Origin of the sequence: Halobacteriovorax sp. (assembly GCF_048381875.1) — a bacterium.
GTDB lineage: Bacteria > Bdellovibrionota > Bacteriovoracia > Bacteriovoracales > Bacteriovoracaceae > Halobacteriovorax_A > Halobacteriovorax_A vibrionivorans.
This window is the reverse complement of the sequence record NZ_JBLXBP010000001.1, coordinates 781,235-802,432: the sequence shown is the minus strand read 5'-3', so window position 1 is coordinate 802,432 and position 21,198 is coordinate 781,235. Positions and strand designations below refer to the sequence as shown.

15 protein-coding genes are annotated in these 21,198 nt (G+C 37.0%); 3 read left to right on the top strand and 12 right to left on the bottom strand.

Annotated features, from left to right (window positions below):
• Window positions 1-12: 12 nt before the first annotated feature.
• The gene (locus ACN5L8_RS03715; RefSeq protein ID WP_419172344.1) at window positions 13-1,626 is read left to right on the top strand and encodes a PhoU domain-containing protein; all 1,614 of its coding nucleotides are present in this window, start codon (window positions 13-15) and stop codon (window positions 1,624-1,626) included.
• Here the strand turns inward: ACN5L8_RS03715 and ACN5L8_RS03710 are convergent, their stop codons facing one another.
• The 9 genes from ACN5L8_RS03710 to ACN5L8_RS03670 all read right to left on the bottom strand — a co-directional run bounded on the left by ACN5L8_RS03710 (window position 1,627) and on the right by ACN5L8_RS03670 (window position 16,135).
• The gene (locus tag ACN5L8_RS03710) at window positions 1,627-2,199 is read right to left on the bottom strand and encodes a hypothetical protein (protein ID WP_419172343.1); all 573 of its coding nucleotides are present in this window, start codon (window positions 2,197-2,199) and stop codon (window positions 1,627-1,629) included.
• Between the two features lie 73 nt (window positions 2,200-2,272).
• Window positions 2,273-3,040, bottom strand: a complete 768-nt coding sequence (locus tag ACN5L8_RS03705) for a hypothetical protein (RefSeq protein ID WP_419172342.1) — start codon at window positions 3,038-3,040, stop codon at window positions 2,273-2,275.
• 80 nt (window positions 3,041-3,120) lie between these two features.
• The gene (locus ACN5L8_RS03700; RefSeq protein ID WP_419172341.1) at window positions 3,121-4,419 is read right to left on the bottom strand and encodes a S8 family serine peptidase; all 1,299 of its coding nucleotides are present in this window, start codon (window positions 4,417-4,419) and stop codon (window positions 3,121-3,123) included.
• An 88-nt stretch (window positions 4,420-4,507) separates the two neighbouring features.
• Window positions 4,508-5,422: an endonuclease/exonuclease/phosphatase family protein gene (locus ACN5L8_RS03695; protein WP_419172340.1), complete on the bottom strand. Its 915-nt coding sequence runs from the start codon at window positions 5,420-5,422 to the stop codon at window positions 4,508-4,510.
• Window positions 5,423-6,220, bottom strand: a complete 798-nt coding sequence (locus ACN5L8_RS03690) for a hypothetical protein (protein ID WP_419172339.1) — start codon at window positions 6,218-6,220, stop codon at window positions 5,423-5,425. It lies immediately after the preceding gene.
• A 75-nt stretch (window positions 6,221-6,295) separates the two neighbouring features.
• Window positions 6,296-7,360 carry a hypothetical protein gene (locus ACN5L8_RS03685; protein ID WP_419172338.1) on the bottom strand — a complete coding sequence of 355 codons (1,065 nt, stop codon included), beginning with the start codon at window positions 7,358-7,360 and terminating at the stop codon, window positions 6,296-6,298.
• 136 nt (window positions 7,361-7,496) lie between these two features.
• Entirely contained in the window at window positions 7,497-12,590 is a 5,094-nt protein-coding gene (locus ACN5L8_RS03680; protein ID WP_419172337.1) for a hypothetical protein, read from the bottom strand.
• Window positions 12,591-12,772: 182 nt separating this feature from the next.
• Window positions 12,773-14,953: a hypothetical protein gene (locus ACN5L8_RS03675; protein ID WP_419172336.1), complete on the bottom strand. Its 2,181-nt coding sequence runs from the start codon at window positions 14,951-14,953 to the stop codon at window positions 12,773-12,775.
• A gap of 96 nt (window positions 14,954-15,049) precedes the next feature.
• On the bottom strand, window positions 15,050-16,135 hold the full coding sequence (locus ACN5L8_RS03670) for a tRNA dihydrouridine synthase (RefSeq protein ID WP_120405067.1): 1,086 nt from the start codon (window positions 16,133-16,135) through the stop codon (window positions 15,050-15,052).
• 94 nt (window positions 16,136-16,229) lie between these two features.
• On the opposite strand from ACN5L8_RS03670, the gene ACN5L8_RS03665 reads away from it, so the two are divergent.
• Window positions 16,230-16,871 carry an HAD family hydrolase gene (locus tag ACN5L8_RS03665; RefSeq protein ID WP_158536917.1) on the top strand — a complete coding sequence of 214 codons (642 nt, stop codon included), beginning with the start codon at window positions 16,230-16,232 and terminating at the stop codon, window positions 16,869-16,871.
• A gap of 9 nt (window positions 16,872-16,880) precedes the next feature.
• Window positions 16,881-18,317: a signal recognition particle protein gene (gene ffh, locus ACN5L8_RS03660; RefSeq protein ID WP_419172335.1), complete on the top strand. Its 1,437-nt coding sequence runs from the start codon at window positions 16,881-16,883 to the stop codon at window positions 18,315-18,317.
• 443 nt (window positions 18,318-18,760) lie between these two features.
• Here the strand turns inward: ffh and ACN5L8_RS03655 are convergent, their stop codons facing one another.
• From ACN5L8_RS03655 to ACN5L8_RS03645, 3 genes are all read right to left on the bottom strand, one after another.
• Window positions 18,761-19,204 carry a hypothetical protein gene (locus ACN5L8_RS03655; RefSeq protein WP_419172334.1) on the bottom strand — a complete coding sequence of 148 codons (444 nt, stop codon included), beginning with the start codon at window positions 19,202-19,204 and terminating at the stop codon, window positions 18,761-18,763.
• A 180-nt stretch (window positions 19,205-19,384) separates the two neighbouring features.
• Window positions 19,385-19,594, bottom strand: coding sequence for a hypothetical protein (locus ACN5L8_RS03650; protein WP_419172333.1), 210 nt, complete (start codon window positions 19,592-19,594; stop codon window positions 19,385-19,387).
• Window positions 19,594-21,165, bottom strand: coding sequence for a hypothetical protein (locus ACN5L8_RS03645; RefSeq protein ID WP_419172332.1), 1,572 nt, complete (start codon window positions 21,163-21,165; stop codon window positions 19,594-19,596). The genes ACN5L8_RS03650 and ACN5L8_RS03645 overlap by 1 nt, the downstream gene beginning before the upstream one ends.
• Window positions 21,166-21,198: the final 33 nt, after the last annotated feature.

Genomic DNA, 21,198 nt, shown 5'->3' with positions numbered 1-21,198 from the left:
ATTATGTACTATTTGCAACACATCTTATTTTTTATCTCAGGTCTCGCAATTTTCTATTATGGCCAAAGAATTATTTCAGCTGGAATTCAAAGTTTAGGCTCACAAAGTATTAAACATATCGTCTCTGATATTGATGGTAAAAACTTTGTAGTTAACTTTTGGAATGGAGCAAGACTAAGTCTTTTAGCATTTTCCCCAACTATGGCAAATCTTGTTACCATTGGTCTAGTTAATGCTAACCTTATAAAGCAAAAGAGGGTGTTGCCTATGTTTTTAGGCTCATCCCTGGGCTCAATTGCAATATTCATTATTCTTGTTTTCTCATCTCAAGAGACGGCCTTGAATCTGATGGCCTTCGCTTTAATCTTAGGTTTAATTTCCCGCAATCTCTATATTAGAAAGTTATGTAAGCTCTTATTTGGTCTTGCTTTCCTATTCTTAGGCGTTGCAGTTATGCACGAGAGTTTTGTAAACCTTGTAACGTGGAAGTATATTCAAAACTTTATCGTCTTATTTATCGATTACTCACTTTTTACAAATATGCTAATAGGACTCACTGTTGGAAGTATTATTGCTGTTATCTTAAGAAGTCAGACAATGACTTTGGCAATTGTAGTGGTTCTTTTAATTAGTAACCTTTTTCCAACTAGTTTTTGCTTTGCAATGCTTACAGCGTCTTCACTTTGTTCGTTTGTCATTAACTTTGATACAGCAAGACGAAATGCAAGACCTTTGGCCATAAGACTAAGCCTTGGCCCGTTAATTCATTATTCAGTCGCTACAGCAGCTTCTTTTCTATTAATTGTATTAATTGATCATAATGTTCAAACTGATTTAGATCCACTTAACCTTGTTGTTCTGGGATTCTTCTTTGTAAACATTTTAGCTATTCTTAATTATTTCTTTTTTAAAAACATTATTTCAGAAATGGTTAAAGGCCTATATCCTGATGCTAAGTTCAAGGATCGTCCAAAGCTCAAATTTCTAGGTGATCGTCGTCACATATCTTCAACAATGGCCTATGTCCTAGTAGAGCTAGAAATTGGGAAGCTCATGGATATTGTTTCTCGAATGTTTGATAAATGTTATGAGTACGTAGAAAGTCCAACTAAAGGTGCTAGGGCACTTGCAAAGATTAAAGATTACGAAAAGATAATCGACAATATTCAAGTTGAAATCAATGAATTCATCTCTAAGGTCATCTCTAGCGGAGTTGAAGAGGAAGAGAGTCGCAATGCTATTAAGTTAATGCAGATTGCTTCTGATCTTGAGCAGTTAGCTGATAGTCTAGATAAGTTAACGACAATGCTTACGAAGTACTATGAAAATTGGCAACTATCGGCCGATGAGTCTGAGCGCTTATTAAACTTTTATAAGGAAGTTCAAAATCTTTTTGCAGAAAGCTTAAGCCTTTATGAAGGGCATATTGCCTCTGAAGAAGATGTTGAACGAGTTATTCATGATACAAGAGAGCTCAAGAAGCATCTGATGACTGAAAGAGAGGACTTCGCTAAAGTTCATCACAATGAAGATGGTCGAAAACATATCTATTATTCTGATATGATGACTTCAATTTCTGTTGTTAGAGCAAATGTAAGAGATATATACTTACTTCTTTCAAAGTAATTATTCCCATTTCTGCGTTAATTCGTTTTGACAAACGACTAGTGGAAGCTCTTTAACGACAGTGTTTTGATCCTTATTAATTGCAAAAGGAAATAACTTTTTAGTTGAAGCTATCTTTCGTCCAATAATCTTTTCTTTATGTGCACGAGAGGCCCTTACTCTTCGATAACGAACACATTTTTTTCCTCTCATTTGAATACATTTTTTTATCATGGATACTTTATGAATTTGACTCTCGTGGTATTTCATCTCCTTTTCGACTTTTTCTTTTGTATTTGTTATGGGGATAAACTTTTCACCATTTGTTGTTCTAATTCGGTAATTACCAAATGGTCTAACCGGTCTTAAAGTCAGTAGATCTTCTTTAGCTTTAAGATTGATATCAACTTTATATTCAAAACAACTATAGTCTTGATCAACAACTTCACTCATTACTTCTAATGCTGTTATTTGAATTTTAAAAAAATTTGGTATTTCATAAAAGTCACGAGTAATCTCAGACAGTCGTTGCTGTGAAGGTTTTTGGTTACAACTTAAAAGTAGTAGGGGAATGATTATTATTAAAGCTCTCATGAAATAATCATAAGGCCCTAATGCTATCTTTTAATAGTGGGGAAACGCTTAAATTAGGTTAATAAAGCTAAAGCTAAAACCAAAGTGCTTGCATGCGCTTAAGAGAAATATCAGTGTATTCGATATCTTCTGTTTTAGATGCAAGGCCTCTTCCCTTATCTGCTTTTTCTTTATGTGCTAGATTTTCAATAAGTAGTTTATTAAATACTACGCTCATCTTAACTAGTGAATTAGCACCTTTTAGAGTTTGTGCTGATACTTTCTTATCTTTAGCTAGTGTAATGTAATTAGCAAAAGTATAGTAATTATCTGAGAATCCATTATAACAAAGTTGCTCAAGTTCTTTGTGTGTTCGATCCATATGATCTCTCATCGCCAGAGGTAGAGTTTTCTTTGTTGCTCTTTTTCCTTCGTATGGAAGATGCCACACAACATTTTCAATATCGTTTGTAATTTCTTCTTTCAAGGTATATTCCCACATTTTCGGTCGATCATTATAATTAATGAACTCCTGATGAAAGGAAGCACATGTTTTAATCTCTTTTTTAAAACTAGGGTATATTTGTGAGAAAGTTAAATATTGCTCATATAAAGATAAGAAATAGACTTTCTTATTATCTAGCTTTGAAATATCTTTAGAGGTTTGTGAGTCTGCACTTGCAGGACCTCTTTTTTTCTTTTCAAACTTACGAACTTTATAAGTCGGAGTAGGGTTTACTTCGCTTTCTGATCGGTCTGTAAACTGTGCAAATTGGTCACCAAGCCCGTTACCGTAATGTTGTGATCCAGCACAGCTAATAAGTGTTGTCGATAATAGAAATAGTGTTCCAATTTTTTTCATTTTAGTCACCTCTTATTATCTCTTATCGACAGAAAGAGGCTTATATTTAGAAAAAATAGATGTGTTCTAGAGTGAACCTATCACCATCTTAAGAATCGTCTTGCCGTCATTATTGCGGCCGATTCATTTAAAGTTCCACCACTTACACAAAGATTACTTAATTTAGCTTTCTTAGTGGCCGATGATAATAGTATGTCTTTTACATGCGCTGGCGAAATGGGCTTAGCATAGTAGTCGGCCATTGCGAAAATTTTGGCCGCGATATTGGTAACGTGAGGAGCTGCCTGTGACGTACCATTAATTGGAATGTAGCGATCTCCTGGTGAGCATGAGTATATGGCCACACCTGGTGCAAAGAGAGAAACAGTTGTTTTCCCAAAATTAGAAAAATAAGCTTTATCTTCATTGTCTTCGTCAATTGCTCCTACGGAGATAACATTATCAGCGATAATTGATGAAGGGTAGTGAAGCATTTCATCTGTATTATCTTTCTTATTTCCAGCAGAGAAGACGAATAAAATATTTGAATAGCTTTCTACGACTCTTTGACCTTTTTTCATAAGGCCCTTCATATAGTCGTTACGAAATTTCGTGATTGTTGACTTGTACTTCTTATCAGCTTCTTTCTCACTTATATCAAACTCGTCTTGAAAGAGCTCGTTTACCATATCGTATGCAGGCTCCCAGCTTTGGCCCCATGAGGCATGATAAATCTTCGACTTATTTGCTGAGTATTTAACTGTCTCTTCAAACTTCTTGATCATCCAAGACTGATAATAGTTTAGGTAATTCTTAATATTTTGAATTTTATAATAGCTTCTTGAATATTTACTCGGTGTAAACTCTTTCTTTTTAAATAGCCCGACTTCATCGTCACCAAGATAGCGTATAGGCATGAACTTAAGGTCCCAGCTTTTCATTTCATACGGAAGCTTTTTTGTATTCATCGCAAGACAAGTGACATGAGAGCCATGTGTATATGAAGAGAAGTCACTTCGATGATCCATGAAGTCATCATCTTTTCTTATCTCTTTATACCATTCAAGTTCTTCATCTGTTGCAATCTTTAATGTTTTTCGACGTCTAACTTCATAGTACTTGTATACATTTGGATCAAAAGTACCAATGAGTGAAGGGTCGAATACTTTATTAGTATCATGAATAAAGTTCCACCCATTAAGATCATCAACTTTTCCATTTCGATCGGTGTCATATCCGTTTTGATATTCAGAAAAGTTACGATAGAGGTGGGCACGTAGTTTTTCATGGCCAATATCTATTTGGTTATCGCTGATGGCCACGACTGTAGAAGCATACGTACTACTTACGAGAATTAATGAAATTAAAGCTTTTATAAAGTGTTGTGTGTATTTATGCATGAGAAAATAAATAATTGATCTTATGCGTCTTTGCAATTGCATCGCATAAAATAATGCTTTGCGCAACGCCTAAGTGATTGAATATTAATTAGTCTTGAATTTTTATGATGGCATAGACAGGGTAATGGTCAGATGGATTATTCCAAATATCACCTCTTCTACGAGGAGGGCCAATAAGACGACCTGTTGAATTCTTATATTGATAGACAGCAGCATCCATTAAACGATGACCAAATGACTCTTCCATGAAGATATAATCTAATTGAAGTTGGTGTGCGGCTTGTCCTACAAATTGATAAAACGTTGTTCGGTATTGTAGGGGAAGCTGACGCATAGAAAGTACATCTTTAAGATCAGTCTCTTTATAAATGACTTTAAATTCTTCATCTGTATTTTCATTTGAAGCATTACCATTAAAGTCACCACATAAAAGGATTGGAGTACTAGGATATTGCTTCTTCTCTTCTTTATAGACTTTTAATAATAATTCCAGTTCTGCTTGGCGCCTTCTTACTGACCTAAAGTCATGGCCAGTATCATCATCTCTTTGTGACTTTAGATGTACATTAAAGAGGCTAAGTAAATGCTCTCCATTTTTTCTATTTACACGCAAGTGGGAGAAGTCTCTACTTAGAAAGTAGTCATTGTCATCTTCATCGTGAAGTTGAAAGTCGATTTCTTTATTTGTATGGCTTAGATGTTCAAATTCAAATTCAAGGCCTTTTCTTACTAAGAAAGCATTTTCAATTCCGCGATCACTATTGCCTTGTTGATGGAATATTTCATAACTTTCGTTAAGATAAACTTCGTTAAAGTAGACTAGGCTTTCAACTTGGCCAACTTCTGTTAAGGCATAGATATCGGCATCTATTTCAGTAAAAACTTGTTTTAATTGATTTAAGTTTAGTTTTGATTTGAAGTAGTTTATATTTGGAGGGTTATCGAAAGCATCCCTAATAAAGAAGTTCTCAAGATTATAAATACAAATTTCAATTTGTTTCAATTAACAGCTCCAGCCGAAGATATAGCGATGATACTTTTTCTCTTTTGTATCATAGATCATTTTACAATAAGCTGATTGATATATTCCACTCTTATTGATCTTTTTAAACTTATCCACAAGTTCCTTTGAGCAATTCGTATTTAATATTTCTTTATTTGGAAACTTCTTTGTTGCTAAAGATATATACGTGGCCGTTGAGCTCTTATTTGGTGAAAGTTTCATCGCATAATCAACTTCACGAAACTCTTGTCTAAAGAAAAGGTCGTCTCCATTTGTAAAAAATGGAATTGTTGATCGAGGAATAAAGTAAGTTTTATCACTTCCTTCTTTAATCATTTGATTTAGTATCACCCCATGAAATGAAGTGATTTCGTTAATATTTTTTGTAAAGCGAATCCCTTCATATATTTCTTGGCGCTCTACTAAGACTTTTCCAAATTTATCTTTTTCAGTCTTATGATGTATACAACGTGATTGGTAGGTGATGACACTATCTTGTGCGACTGTTGTGGTCCAGAAAGTGAAGGGGAGTCCAAATTCCTTCACAAAACTTTTCTTTTCTTTCAAACTTCCATTTGTAAAGACTTCTTTGAATTTCTCTGAGGTCTTACCTGTCTCTTTTGAACATTTAGAGTTCTCAGGACAGCCTTTTATAAGATGTTCAACCATATGTGGCTTAAAGTTTACTTCTTCAATTACTTGAACAGATGATTGAGTATTTTGCTGCTGTGTCATTGCAATACTTAGAGTCGCAATTATACAGGCGAAGCTATATTTGAATAGATGGGCCAATTTCATAATTAAATTGTACTTGGCAATGGAGTTGGGGTCAAAAAAAAAAGCCTGCATTTGCAGGCCTTTTTAAGGGGGGGGTTATTGATTCATCCCACGGTTATTGCCGTCTAGGAGGAAATCAATTTGGGATTGTATTTCATATTTTTCAGTAGTCTGACCTCTTCTTATATCGCTGATTCTTGTGTTATTTGAATCATCGCTGTCACGACTTCCTTTTTGTTTAAGAAAGTTTTGTCTTTCTTGCTCATCAAACTTTACGATAACTTTTTGCTCATCTTCATCACTGTCGATTTCAGCAGAGTTAACTTTCGTTTGTAATGTTGTTTTTGTATCAATATCATCAAGTTTATCTTGCTTATTAACTGGATTACTAACACATTCAATCTTAGAGAATTCAAGAGCTCTAATATCTCCAACAAATGTTGATGGAAGACCTGAAGCTTGTCTAATTTCTAGATCTGCATTGAATTCAATTCTTTCTTTTCTTGATGTTTCAAATTCGTTTGTTACTGTTCCAGCTTCAACATTATCACCACTATTATACCATTTCTTTTGGCCAATTGTGAAAGCTGCCGTTGCTGCATTACTATCAAATCTTGACTCTAGCTGCTCTTGAACAGCAACAGGAGTTTCAACTTGTCCCATATGGTCTTTTTCAGCAATTTCTACCAGTGCAGTTTTGGCCTTTGCGTTCTTATCACTTAGCATATTCTGACAGATTGCATTTGCATCAGACATCTTTTGTAAGTAAATATCCTTGTCTCCATTGTATGCTCTATACTTAAGTGAAGCACGGTAAGCAATAATAGGAGAGTTGTCATAGAAGTCTCTAAGATCTTCTTTTGAGATTTCAATTGATTCACGATCTTTAATGAAATCCTGATGCTCTTTCTTTTCTTGATTATCTTTCTTTAATTCTCTTTGATAAGCTTCTTCAGCAACCTTGTACTTACCAAGATCACAACGCTCTTTGTATTTTTCGTATCTTTGACGATATTCTTCATCGAAGTCGCTGATCTTTTCAAAGTCCTTGCGATCGAACTTTCTTTCAACGATTGTACAAATGCTTGCATACGATGACAGTGGAATTAGTCCCGTTAGGATAGCAATTTTAATCATAGTTGAGATGTTTTGCTTCTTCATAATAGCCTCTTGTTTTGTGTAAGTTAAGATACTATTAATAAAGCAATTGCTATGCCAAAAAGGATAAAACCTAAGGCATTGAAAATTTGTTTTAATTGCTAAGAAGGCCGTCTAAATATTGAACAGTGTGTGAAATTTAATCACAGTAGAAGTGGCGATTCCAGCGCTTACCAGAAATGAATTCAGTGTAGTTTGCTGACGTGGCCGTTAGATCATCCATCGAGTCTACAATTGTATTATAGCTTGTTAGTTGAGTGTCTTCTGTAAAGTACCCAGCTGCTGGTTGAGGGTAGAAGTTATCAAAAGCAGAACCATTGCTCACAGTACCTAATTGACAGAATCTTTCACCAATTTGTTGAATCTTTGATCTTACAGTCTCACTTGAGTGATCTGGATAACCAGTTTCAAGGTTATAATGTGTTTCGTCTGGAGTAAGGGACATATTCTCATCATCAGTCACTATACCTTCTGACGAAATAAAGAGGTTTAGGTATAAGTTTAGGTCTGTTCCACTAGGGAGACGACACTCGTAAGTATTGTCACTATTTAATACTCCAAAACCTGAACAGCACATATTACTAGGATCGGTTACATTTGAACCTAATTTAGAACAGCACTTGAATTCATCCGCAGAGAAAATCTGTGGTAGTGAAATCGTTGAGCCATCTGTCTTATAATAAACCTTAGATTCAACACCAGCTGGAGTACCTGGAATAGCATCTGCTGTAAATGGATCTGGTCCAGCATCATTATATACACCTTCAATCAAGCGACCAACATTTGATGTCCCATCTGCCGGATTAGCTTTTTCATCGTTACAACGAATTGCTTCGTAAGCAACTTGAGGAACGCCAAGAAGTTCGTATTTCTCAAAGATATCTTCGTAATAAGCTTGGTTTCCTGGAATCGTACCAAAGATCTCATCTTTTAAATCGTATTCAAAAGAGAACCAACCTTTTTGGAAACCATTTAGCGTGGCCTGATTTCCTACATAGAAGAATAAGTAGTTAAAGTTGTCCTGAATAATACAGTAACTAGGCTCTCCAGTATTTCCATCAGAGTCGATATCATTACTATCAGTAAAGAGAAGATCGTTTGCTGCAGTACTCACTGAAGAACACGTTACTTCATCTCCATAGTTTTCTGGTGCTGGAGCTATTGCAGAAGGTGGCCCTCGTAGCATATCGCTACTAAAGTTAATATCTGAAAAGTCAGCAGCATCAGTATCGTCTGTATAGTGGAGTAGGACATTGCGAATAGAAGTTATATCCACATAGTCTGGAATATAAATTGCTAGATAAAGGTTGTCTGGTGCAAATCCATTATCACTACTTGGAGCACTAACAAGTGGAGCTTGAGGATTATTAAATCCTGACGGCTTTAAAATAACAGGAGGGTAAGGAGCATTGTAAGTGTCACTAACACCTAATTGCTCATACATACCATAAACTGTTTTTGCTGCTAGACTAATTTGTCCTTCGGCATCGACAGGGCTTAGGCTTATTCGTCCAGATAGGCCTGTTGCCGGTATTTCAGTTGGAGCTTGTGGTGTTTCTGAGTCATTTTGAATATTTGCTTGTACGGCACCTACAGGGTCTCCAGGACGTAGCCAGTCAAAAAGGTTCGTTGGAGAGTCTGGGTAAGTTCTATAGCCTCCAAGTGAGCTCATATATGAGTATTCCATTAGCCAATTATTTTGATTAGTTGGATCAAATCCTTTTTCCCATGATCTCATTGAGTAGTTTAGACAAGCTAACTTAGATGGTGAAATATTTAGGCGATTACCAACTGTCCAATTATTTGTCCCATCTTCAAACTTTCTTATAAATCCACCACCACAACAATTTGCACGACCTGTTTCATTGATAACTTTTGTATCATTTGCTGAAGGTAGGCCAAAAGATGGAATGGATGGATTTGTCGAGTATGACTCAGCTGCTAAGTATCTTGAGTAGCGTCCGGTCTTATCATTATCTGAAATTGAATCTCTAAGTGGGTTTAAGGCCACGTTATCGACGTTGTAACCAGGTAGGTCTGAGCGTGCGCCAACTGCAGTATACATTGTAAAAGTCTTACTTACTTCACGACAGCATCGATTCTTAGACATGTCATAATTATAATAATTTGCTCCAAGAATCGTATTAAGAAGTGGCTCTTCTTGGCTTTGTCCACAAACTAGCTCTTCTTCCCAGAACTTCTGCTCGGCCATCGTACCACCAAAGCTTGAAGGGGATAGTCCTCTGGCGACATCTGCATGTAAACGGTTAGGGCCACAATCTAAGTCAGTATGACAAATTGCTCCTGCACGTCTTAAACAGGCGTTAGCAGCAAGGGTTTCACTTTGTACATTTAATACGTAGCTTAAGTTTCCAGCTTCTATTGACTTGAATGTTGACTCAGTTGTCACAGGGTCAATAGAGGATGCACTACACATATTTTGTCTAACCGCGAGAGGGTTTCTTATTGGTGTCTCATCATTAAGATAGTTACCATTTTCATCAAATACTGGACAGCTTCTAACTTTGCCTGTTTGGTATGCTGTCTCATCACAGGCAGCGATTTGAGAAATATAGTCTGTTCTATTATCGTTATCTTGTTTTTCGTGTCTTAGCTCAAATGCTTCAACACCTGTATTTCCTGTATCAGCTGATCTTCCTGGGATACAAAGCCCAACTTCTGAAGGCTCGTAGCTTCCAGTTGCAGCGTAAATTGATAAGTTTTGTGCAATTGCATTTTGTACTTCTTGTGGTAACTCGTCAGCTCGATTTGTATAAGATATCGGTCTTCCAAGAATGCTTGCAGCTTGTCCAAATAGAATCGAAGTTGGCTCATTAGGGGAGCGAATAAGTTCTTTTGAAAAACTTGCTGAATCAAGGGCCGCACAATAGAAGTTAGGAGCACAAGTTAGTAGCTTTGACTGACTTGTCTTCTTCACATTTTCATTTGGATTAAGCTTACAAGGAGAACCTGCTCCGCGGTAAAGACAGCGGTTATTTTGTCCGCCACTAATATTTCCTGCAAGTATTGCTGAAAGTGAAATGGCCTCTCGACTGTAGTCATTTTTTTCAAAGGCATCAATATCAAATTTAGGCCAATTTGTTTTTACGTCTGTGATTTGTCCACATGCATATTCCCATCCTAGCTTTGCAACACAATCGCTATCAGTGTTACAAGAATGCATATACTGGCAACTCGCTCCAAAGTTTTGAGCAGCGCTATCTGGGTCTAGAGAAAAGTCGTAGTCATGATCAGCTGCTGTTTGACCACCAAGGTCTTCTACAACTGAGACTGTAAAATTACTGTTTTGAGTAAGGTCAGCAAATGGTGCGTTGATTGCTAAGAAGAGTTTATTTGTTGTCGATCTTACTCGTCTTCCTGCACCGACTGCAAACCAAGAAACACCATCAAAAGAACCAATTAGAGCTCCTTGATTAAAGCCATACCAATCTCTTTGGTAACCATTAACATACATCGCTGCTTGAGTCGTAAGGCGGTTTCTTCTTTGAACTCCAGCATTTGAGTAGCTAATATGTGAGCTTGCAAGCATCGTTGGTGGAACCCAGCAGGCCCTTCCAAAAATAGTGTCTTCATAATTACCAAATGTTGTATTGCTTCCAATAGCTGTACGATCTGTCGTGTAACCACGCCATGTTAATCCATATCCTTTAGAAGACTCAGGATGAGAACTTAAAACTTTTTGCCAAGCATCTTGTTGACAGTATGGGCATGGAGTTGAATATCCACTTGTAGCCGAAATGATATAAACTTGGTCAACATCAACTTCAACAACCTTAGCTGGTTGAGCTTGTTGGAGATCAAGAGTCATCGGGCCAAGGACTGCATTCATTGAATAAGTTGTTTCAATTGGACCTGCTTTATTTGCATCATCAAGATAGAAGAAATAATCTCCTTCCTGATTTGTCCCTTCAGGAACTTCTGATAAATTATCGTAAGGCACTCCCGCTAAAGAGAAGAAGCGGTGAGGTGCACTTTTGGCCGATACTAAAACTGATAAGTTTTGAAATGGAGCATCGTCATTTTCATTTACTGGAATATCACAAGTGATATTTAGGATATTGCCATTAGCATCCTTGTCGGCCTTTAAGCCGTAATCAATACAGCGGGCATCTAGTTGCAGCTCTCCACCAGCATAAGTTGGCTCATGTGGACATCCACACTTTTCCCATATCTTCACTCTTACAGAGTCGAGATCTGGTGAACACTCAGCTGTTTCTCCTAATAAACACTTATAGTCTTTTATATCTGCTTGTAGCTGTTGATTTGCATTATCTAGCTCATCTTCCGTGTCAGTCTCATCATCTTCACTTGGATCAGTGTTGATTGGACACACATAGAAAAGGTTAGGGTAGCTCTTAAATGCATTTGGATTTTCTAACATTTCATTTAAGGCTGTTTGGTATTCAAGACTGTCTTCATCAATATTAGGTCTTGTTGCACCGTCGTTAACACATTGGCCGTTAAGACAGCAGTTATACCCTTGTAGCTGGCACGAAGAGTTTGTACAGCTATTTGTATCTGGATTAGTGGTTGTGTTTTTAACATCAATATTTAGGTTTAAGTTATCAATACCAATTGAGCCAAGAGTAGGTACACTATTTACTGTACCGTACACTGATTCATGAAATCTTAGGTTAAGAGCAGGGAAGCTAGAGTTACATGTAGGACATACATCATTTAAGCTATAAGCTGCTAAAGTACCTGAGATTTTATTATTTAGATATGTGGTATGAGTTGTTGAACCTGTATATCCAATAATTCCGTCTCCACAGAAGGCTTGACTATCAATTGCATTTGCAATTTCGATTCGCATACTTACTTCTTGTGATTTACTAGATTTAATAGGAATTGCCTTTAGGCGAACTTGGGGTTTTTTTACAACACTTCCTGAAACAACTTCCCCGGCACCATCGAAATCAGCAACAAGACAAAAAGCTGAATTTACTTTTTCTGAAGATACAATTGAATTATTAACAACACCACCGACCAGATAAATTGATTCAGTGTCTGTTGAGTTAATGGTAATTGGACCTTGGATATATTGATTCTTTGCATACCATGAGGCATCAGTTGGATTTTCGATAATATTATTCGTTGATTCTTGTTCTGAATCTTCACCATCGACAGAGAGTCGATTATTGGCCGCTTGCATACAAGAGGTTAGTAGCAAGATTGCGGCAAGGAATGTTAGTAAAGGTGCACGTAATTTCATTAATTTTCACTTTCCTATCTCTTAACTTTTCGCCCTTTTACGCCGGTAACTTTATAATAACTTATTGATATTAAAAGAAAGGTAAGAAATACCTAATGATAGGTTAAGTGCTTAGAATTACTGGTTAGGTGAGTAGGTCAGCTAAAAGTGTGAGTTTTTCAGTCGACAATTATTTGTGTGGTTTACCAGCCATAGCCGAAATCGATCTGTCCAACGGAGTTATTTGAGTAAAAAGGTCCACCCCAAAATCCGAACATATTGGCATCACTTAGATCTAGTTTTTCCATATACCAGTCATAGTATTGTTCTCGATAGGCTATTTGTTGTTCCTGATACATTCCAGTGTATATAGCACTCGGTAGTTGTGCTCTTAATTGTTGGGTAGCAATCATTGGTCCCATAAATTTATAAGATTGTTCAGCTGCATACATTGCAACTCCAGGCCAAAAGCTCTGTTGATGGCGTCTAACGACAGAACGTTCTGAAATTGGATCCCAGTCAACATATTCATTATCATCAAGTTTAAAGCTATCTTTTGAAAGTGATAAGCTTTGTTGGTTACAGCTTCTTACTTGTAAATATTGGCAAGCTTTCGGAAATTCATCAGGATCGGTTACATCACCATTTCTAACTTCATTTCCATTACAATTGATTTTATCTGATTGTGGACAATACTTTTCTAAGTAACGATTAGAAGTTTGGTAGTCATTTGTATCTTTAGCTCCATAATAATATCGAGAATAATCTTCAACAATAAGCTCTTCTTCTAAATTGTCACCAATAATAGACAAGGTCTTAATACTCTCATTAACCCCTTGAAGAGGTGGTACACAACGGAATTCATGAATCTGTGGATCTTCACATATATTCTTATAACTTCTCGTAAGAATTGATTTTATAATCTCCAGGTCCTTCATTGGTTGGCTTATAAATAAATCACTAATGGCCTTTTCTGCCTTTGCTAATTCTTCTTCTTGTTTACTAATCAGCTCATCAAGAGAGGAGTCGTCAAGTTCGTCTTGAAGGCATTTAAATACCTTATCTGAAATTTCATTATTAGAGATAAGTCTATCTGTCGTAGAAACGCTTTGCGGACAAAGCTGACTTAGTTTACTAGCAACTTCACCGTTAAAGTCAGTTTTAGTACCTGTTGTTTTATTATAGGCTTCAGTTTCTGCTAGTCCCTTTTTTAGGATATCGTGAAGCTTATTCTTCGTTTCTTGTCGTCTACCATTAGCAAAAATTGTGACGTTTGAAACACTATTGCCACTTCCTATACTTTCGTTTGCTGAGTTAATAGCTCTTGCAAGTTTTCCTGTATCAATAGACTCGTCACAATCTACGAGTTTACCTTTACACTTTTTTAATTCATTTAAAGCGGAAGAAATGTCATTGAATGATTGGTCTTCAATTGAGTTTGTAAAAAACTGAGTAGCAAAACTACTTTCAGGAGAACTAAATATATTCTTGTCTGAATTATGCTCTTTATTTAAGTCATAGAGTTTTACAATTGTATTTTGATAATAGTTCTTTAGTTCATCGCTCTCACTAAGCAGTGAAAGTGTATTATTTGGCTTACTGATGGATAGAGATGGACTTCCATCTTCTGCCTTGTCTAATGAAACATTGTATTGATCGGTCTTAAGTGCATTTAAATGCTCTTTAAAGAAAGATGTTGCATCTTCTTGTGTTGCCACACCAGCATAAATCTTCTTCAAAATCTGACCATAATTATTAATGGTATTCTTGGCCATCTCTTCGTGGCCATCACCAAGTTTGAAGTTTTCAGTAAAGTCATTAAAGACTGAACATTCCTGTTTTACGTCCTCACTAGCATCATCACAAGCTGAGCGCATATAGGAGTAGAGGTTCTTACCGTCACCATTTTTAATATGGTTGAAGATTTTTACAAAAGGATTATCTTCCGTTGAGTTTTGAGCAATACTGTCGGCTTGCTTTTTTGCAAGTGCTGCTACTGTTGAATGGATAACTGCATACTTTGTTACGGCCTGTGTATGCTCCTCAAGAGCAAATAAGGCTTCTAGGGTATTGTCATCAAATAACTCGGCCACATCAAGGCTTTGAGATTCTTCTTTGAATTTAAGATATTCATCGCGAATGTTCTTAAGTGATCTTAGCGCAATGACTTGGGCCATTTGAGCGTCTCGAGCCCCTTTTAAATCTGCCAAGGTTGGAGAGTTTGGCTTGTTTTCATCTGCCTTCATTCCATTTTGCTTGTCGTGAACCGACTTAATTTCCATTTCCAGTTCACTACAGTATTCAGCAAATACATTGAGAGAGAGGGAACTAAGTGATGTTCCAATAATTAAAGCTCGAATGAATTCTTTAAATGGTTTTCTCATCTGATTTCTAAAGTTTAAGTTTAAACTATTCTCCCTCAAAGAGACTTATCGTTATAAACATAAGAAAACTTTAGTAAGCCTAGAGAAATTAGAGACTTAGCCGTGACCGCCGGCCATGAAGACTTGATTATGGTCGATCTTCTTGTGGCCATCTTTAATGGCATCGAAATATTCTCGAGTTACGTTCATTGTTTCTTCAATATCTGGCGTCTGAAACATTGCATTTCTAAAGTGAGTTACATTTGGAAAACCAGCGGCCATCCATACGATATTCTTTCTAAGAGTTATCAGAACAGTTCTTTCACGATCCGTGTACTCTTCAAGATAATCGCGGAATCTTTCAATAACCTCCAAGTAGTCACTAGGAGTAAATTGAATATCGTCGTCTTCTTTTAGAAAACTTTCTAAAAAGATGAATGGATTTCTAAGAGGCCCTCGACCAAGCATTAGGGCCTGACAGCGAGTTGCCATAAGTCTCTTTTGTGTCATTTGCCAAGAGTGAAGATCTCCGTTGCCAATAATTGGTAGCGGAGAAGTCTGGGCAATACTTTCTAGTAGATCCCAATTTGCAAGGCCCTTATATGCCTGAGTACGCGTTCGCCCATGAATAGCAACAAATTCGACACCTTCTTCTTTTGCGATATGAATAACTTCTTGGGCGTTGATAGAATCATCATCCCAACCAGTTCTAATTTTAATTGTTAGAGGAACCTCAATGGCCGACTTCATTTGATTGAAGTACTTACCAAGTTTAGAAGTATCTTTCATAAGGGCAGAGCCACCGCCTTTAGAAACAACCTTTCTAACTGGACACCCCATGTTAATATCGATGAACTTTGGCTCGCGCTCTTGTGCGACTTTGGCCGCTTCTGCCATGGCCGTGCCGTCTTCACCAAAGAGTTGAAGACCGATATTCTTCTCTCTTGGATGGATTTCTAGCATCTTAACAGTCTTTTCATTCTTATAATTGATGCCGTGACATGAAACGAGCTCACTAACTGTTCCACCTGCACCCAGCTCTTCCATCAATAAACGATATGGAGCGGTACAAATACTACTCATTGGAGCAAGTAGAAGTGGTGAATCAAAAGAAATATCCCCAAGTTTGACTTTTGGGCGTCGTGACATCAAGGTGTCAATCTTAGCTTGAAGAGATGGTGAAAAAGTGCGATTATTGGCCATGCGATTATTTAGCAAGTAGCTAGAATTAGGTCAACATTTTTCGATAATTTGGAAATAATTACTGATGTTTTTTGAAAATCCAAGAGGATATATTGTGTTTGATTGTGATGGGACTCTCGTTTCATCAAAAGAGGCCGTCATTAGTGCTGTCGCGGAAGTTATGAGTATTATTCTTCAGCGTGACGTAAGTATTGAAGAGGCCCGTAAAAAGTATGGTCCTGATATGGTATATACTGCAAATCAATTTGGACTCGACCCAGTGGGAAGTGAAATTCAAAGAAATAAGCTTATGAGTACTTGGAAAGAAGTTACTTCTAAGCAAAGTAATGATTATAAGTTGTTTGCAGGAATGAAGAAGCTAATCTTGGATCTACTAAATCAAGAGTTTCAGCTCTACGTATGGACGGCACGTGATCGTAGGTCGACTCTTAGAATTTTAGATGATCAGGATGTGTTGCAGCACTTCTTGGAGCTTCGTTGTCTAGATGATACAACTCCTAAACCTCATCCACAGGGACTTATCGAAATGCTTGAAGACGCACCTAAAGATAAGATTATGCTAATAGGTGATAGTTTCTCAGATACACAAGGAGCCAAGAGCTTTGGTGTAAAGTCCATCGGTGCTCTTTGGGAGAGTGGGATTACAAAAGATGGATTTGGTGAGCACACTGCCGATTATTGGGCAACTCATCCAAGTGAATGTTTAGAAATAATTTTGAATAATATAAATAAATAGGGAATTAGAATGTTTGATAATTTAAGTGATAAGTTTTCAGAAGCGTTTAAGAATATTTCAGGTAAGGGAAAGATCTCTGAAAGTAATATTGAAGAAACATTAAAGCTTGTTAAGACAGCTCTTTTAGAAGCAGATGTTAATTTTAAAGTCGTAAAGAACTTCATTAATAACGTTAAAGAAGAAGCTCTTGGTGAGAAAGTTATCAAAGGTGTTAATCCAGAGGAACAATTTGTTAAGATCGTTCACGACGAACTTGCAAAGACAATGGGTGATAAGAACACTGAGCTTAATTATGTAGAAGGTGGAATCACTCCTATTTTAGTCGTTGGTTTAAACGGTCAAGGTAAAACAACTTTTTCTGGGAAGCTTTCACTTTTCCTATCAAAGAAAGAAAAGAAGAACGTTCTTCTTGTTCCTGCCGATACATTTAGACCTGCTGCCAAAGATCAGCTAATTACTCTTGCAAAATCAATGAATATGGATTGGTTTGATTCAGACCTTTCAAAACACCCTAAGGATATCGCAGCTGATGCCATGGCATACGCAAAAGAGCACGGTAAAGAAATCGTTATTATCGATACGGCCGGACGTCTTCATGTTGATGAAGAACTGATGGGACAAATTAAAGAAGTTCGCCAAGGACTTGAAGGGCTAAATCCAGAAGTTCTAATGGTTGCAGATGCCATGACTGGGCAAGAAGCAGTAAATGTTGCAAAGAGCTTCCATGAAGCTGTAGGGCTTACTGGTGTTGTTCTTTCAAAAATGGACTCTGATGCTCGTGGTGGTGCCGCGCTTTCAATTAAGCACGTAACAGGAGTTCCAATTAAATTCATCTCAACTGGTGAGAAGATGAAAGACCTTGAACTCTTTCACCCGGATCGTCTTGCGGGACGAATCCTTGATATGGGTGATGTTCTAACGCTAGTTGAAAAAGCTGAAGCTGCTATTGATAAAGATGATGCTGAAGGCATGATGAAGCGTTTAGAGAAAGGGAAGTTTTCTGTAAATGATTTCATGAAGCAAATGGATATGATGAAGAACTTAGGCTCTATGGCATCTATTATGAAAATGATCCCAGGTATGGGTGGCATGCTTAAGCAAGTAGGGGATCTCACTCCTGCTGAAAATGAAATGAAGAGAATGCGCGTTATCATCAACTCGATGACAAAGAAAGAGCGCGACAATTATAAGATCATGAAAGACTCACACATCAAGCGAATTGCAAAAGGTTCAGGAAATACTGAAGCTCAGGTTCGTGACTTCATTGCTAAATTTAAGCAAATGGAGCAGATGATGGGGGGACTATCAAAGATGATGAAAGGTGGAGCGATGCCGGGGATGCCTGGTATGCCAGGGATGGGTGGAATGCCGAATATGCCTGGACTTGGTGGGAAGCCGAAAAAGAAACGCAAGAAAGGCGGAAAATGGGGCGGTGGCTTTTTTTAAGCGCTCCGCAAAATTGGCCGCCCAAAGGCGGGCTATTGTTTGCGGCGCTAGCTCCCCAGTCTTTAGCTAAAAATCTATTTCAACAAGCCGGGTTCAAGCCCGGCTTTGTTGTCTCTGGAGCAATGGGTAAGTTGTCGAATTGAGCAAGACGTCTGCTGCGCCTGACTTCGGTTATGTCTACGATGGACGGTATGTCCGCGAAGGCAGGAGCCGAGAGCGGACCGGCGTAGCAAACTACGCCTTCCCTTGTCTTACGCTAGCATCCACAGCAAGCTTTAACGAATCAGTTACTTCAATTCAATTTTAGATTAAGTTTTTTACGGCTTCGCCGTTGCTCGGGCTACGCCCTTCGCAAATGCTAGGACTTCGTCCATCGCATTTAGGCTAGGACTTCGTCCGTTGCAAAAAAAAACGGCCACTTTGGGCCGCTTTCTTTATGGGAATTATTTTTGTGAGTAAGGAAACTCTAAAACTAGCGTTCTGTCGTGACACTGATCCCAAGAGTAGCTGTGGTAGAGAGAAAGTTTTGTTAACTTAAGCTCTTGTGCTCTTGTTTCTTTGTCTTGTGAAATAACCATTTTGTATTGGTATGAAAATGCTTCGTATTCATCACAATAACCACTTGAAAGAACTACTCCATCTAGCTCTCCATCTAGTAGGTATTTAGCTTTAGAGTCTGTATAAAGGCGCTCGTTAATTTTTGCAACTAATTCTCTTTTTTCTCCATTGATAACAGCAGTAACAACGGCCTTTCTTTCAAACAGATCTGCATTTATAAGAGTTAGGTTTTCAACTGTTAAATCCACTAGTGGTTGGTATGAGCGATCAGTTCTTGATGATAGTGAATCTGTTAGTACATAAGTATTTGCAAATACAGATGCAGTCATAATAATTGCAATTCATAATTTCATAATTATCTCCCTAATAAATATTTATTTGTTTTCTAACAAGTAATGTCTATTATGAAAAGTTAGGATTGTGTTAGTATGTATGTTTTTCTTGTCAGTAAGCTATTGGAATCGCGGCAGGTTCAGGGGCCTGCCGCGAGTGTATTTATTATACAACAATCAGTGCTTTTTGTTTGATTGCTTTCTTTGTTCAATTTTAGACTCTGCTTTATTATTAAACTCCTTCATTTTTGGATATGAATAGAAAGCAAAAACTAAGAGTGATGGTGTGAGTAAAGTAATAAGTGATATCAAAAACCTATGTTGCTTATACCTTAAACTTTTCTTAAACTTTTTAGTATCAAATGATCTAATCTCTTTTATATTCATTATTTACTCCAATCTACTTTTGAATAATCTAAAATAGCATTCTCTAATTGAGAAAGAATTTTTCTTATTTGTTCAATATTGTCACTGCAGTTTAATAATAAGTCCTTATCAAGGATTAAGCATTGTATACAGTCAGTGATGTCGTTCTTTCTTAAACATTCTATAATGTGACGATCCACCATATGTTCAGAATTAAATTTTTTAAATGTTTGTTCAATATTCGAATCTATATAAAACTCTTTGGGGAAGTATTTCTTATAATCGAAACTGATGGTAGGCATGATAGTGCTCTTCTTTGCTGCTTCTTCTTGAAGCATCTTGTTGAAGGACTGTATCACGGGGGTTGTTTTCTTTGCTATATCTAGTAGTCGATCGAGCTCGCTAATATCTTTCTTGTACAGAAGCTCTTCTTTTTTTAGTTGATCATCTTTTGTTGGAAGTTTGTTGGCCTCTGATATTAAGCGTTCGATTTCCAAACTTTTACTATCACCGATACTAGATTCATTGAATGTAAAAACAAAGAAAAGTCCAATTGCAGAAAGAATGCCATACATGATGAAGTTGCCAATTGTATCGAGTGCATTAAACTCATAATTTAATCCACCAGGTCCTTCTAGGTAAGTAGTGTATGAATAATTAAAATAGATAACAGCTGCAAAAGGAATAATTACAGAAATTATTATCATAAGATTAAGTGTATTCGAAGTTCCTTGTGCCCTTATGTCATTCTGTTTTGCTTCATGGAGCTTCTGTTGCCATTCGTCTGTTAGAAGTTTTTTTTCTATTGGAAAACTATCAATTTCTTTACTTTTTTGTTCGTATGTTTTAAGCCTCTTCGTTTTTAAGTAATTGATATTTTCTTTGTTGATATCCTTAAATGATTTTATCTCATCGTTATTCACTATCGATTCTTGAAGTTTTATGAACTCATCTGGGTTTACATTATGTTCCCTTATTTCCTTAGCAAGTTGATTATTTATAAAGCCAAACTTGTACAACTGCAGCTCCAGTGCCATACCTTCAGGATTTGCTAATACCTGTAGAGTAAAATCATTCTCTTTAATATTTAAATCTTGAAGTAATTTTTTAAAAGTTTCGTTTACCTTTGACTTTACCTCACTGTAGAAGTTCATTTTATCTTGCGAAATGAAAGTTTCATGACCATAGCCTTTTTTTAAAGATTCACGAAAATTATAGATATCTATTACTTTTTCTTTTCTTGTACTTTCTTCGGCTTTTAAGGTTTCGTTAACTTCAAAGATAAAGTTGCTATAATATCTTTCGGCCTCTTTTCGACTCTCTTCTTGCTCTGCGATCTCTCTTACTCTGGCCGCGTCTCTTGCTGCATCTCTTTGGTGAGCTTCGGCCCTTTGCGAAGACTCTGCTGCTAGCTTTGCAGCGTGCGCACTTTCTCTTGCCGCTAATTCTTGCTTTTGTTCTATTATTAGTCGCTTCTTTGTGGCCTCAGCGTATTCTTTTGCTGCCTTCGCTTGTTCTTCAGCTGCATTTGCACTTCTTTCAGAGTTCTCTTCAAGCCTTCTTTTGTGCTCTTCCCATTCATAGTTAGACATTATATCTCCCTTTTTTGCATTGGACCTTTCTTG

Coding starts and splice junctions, on each gene's coding strand:
- ACN5L8_RS03710 (WP_419172343.1), bottom strand. CDS start 2,199: ATGAGAGCTTTAATAATAATCATTCCCCTACTACTTTTAAGTTGTAAC.
- ACN5L8_RS03705 (WP_419172342.1), bottom strand. CDS start 3,040: ATGAAAAAAATTGGAACACTATTTCTATTATCGACAACACTTATTAGC.
- ACN5L8_RS03700 (WP_419172341.1), bottom strand. CDS start 4,419: ATGCATAAATACACACAACACTTTATAAAAGCTTTAATTTCATTAATT.
- ACN5L8_RS03690 (WP_419172339.1), bottom strand. CDS start 6,220: ATGAAATTGGCCCATCTATTCAAATATAGCTTCGCCTGTATAATTGCG.
- ACN5L8_RS03685 (WP_419172338.1), bottom strand. CDS start 7,360: ATGAAGAAGCAAAACATCTCAACTATGATTAAAATTGCTATCCTAACG.
- ACN5L8_RS03680 (WP_419172337.1), bottom strand. CDS start 12,590: ATGAAATTACGTGCACCTTTACTAACATTCCTTGCCGCAATCTTGCTA.
- ACN5L8_RS03675 (WP_419172336.1), bottom strand. CDS start 14,953: ATGAGAAAACCATTTAAAGAATTCATTCGAGCTTTAATTATTGGAACA.
- ACN5L8_RS03670 (WP_120405067.1), bottom strand. CDS start 16,135: ATGGCCAATAATCGCACTTTTTCACCATCTCTTCAAGCTAAGATTGAC.
- ffh (WP_419172335.1), top strand. CDS start 16,881: ATGTTTGATAATTTAAGTGATAAGTTTTCAGAAGCGTTTAAGAATATT.
- ACN5L8_RS03655 (WP_419172334.1), bottom strand. CDS start 19,204: ATGACTGCATCTGTATTTGCAAATACTTATGTACTAACAGATTCACTA.
- ACN5L8_RS03650 (WP_419172333.1), bottom strand. CDS start 19,594: ATGAATATAAAAGAGATTAGATCATTTGATACTAAAAAGTTTAAGAAA.
- ACN5L8_RS03645 (WP_419172332.1), bottom strand. CDS start 21,165: ATGTCTAACTATGAATGGGAAGAGCACAAAAGAAGGCTTGAAGAGAAC.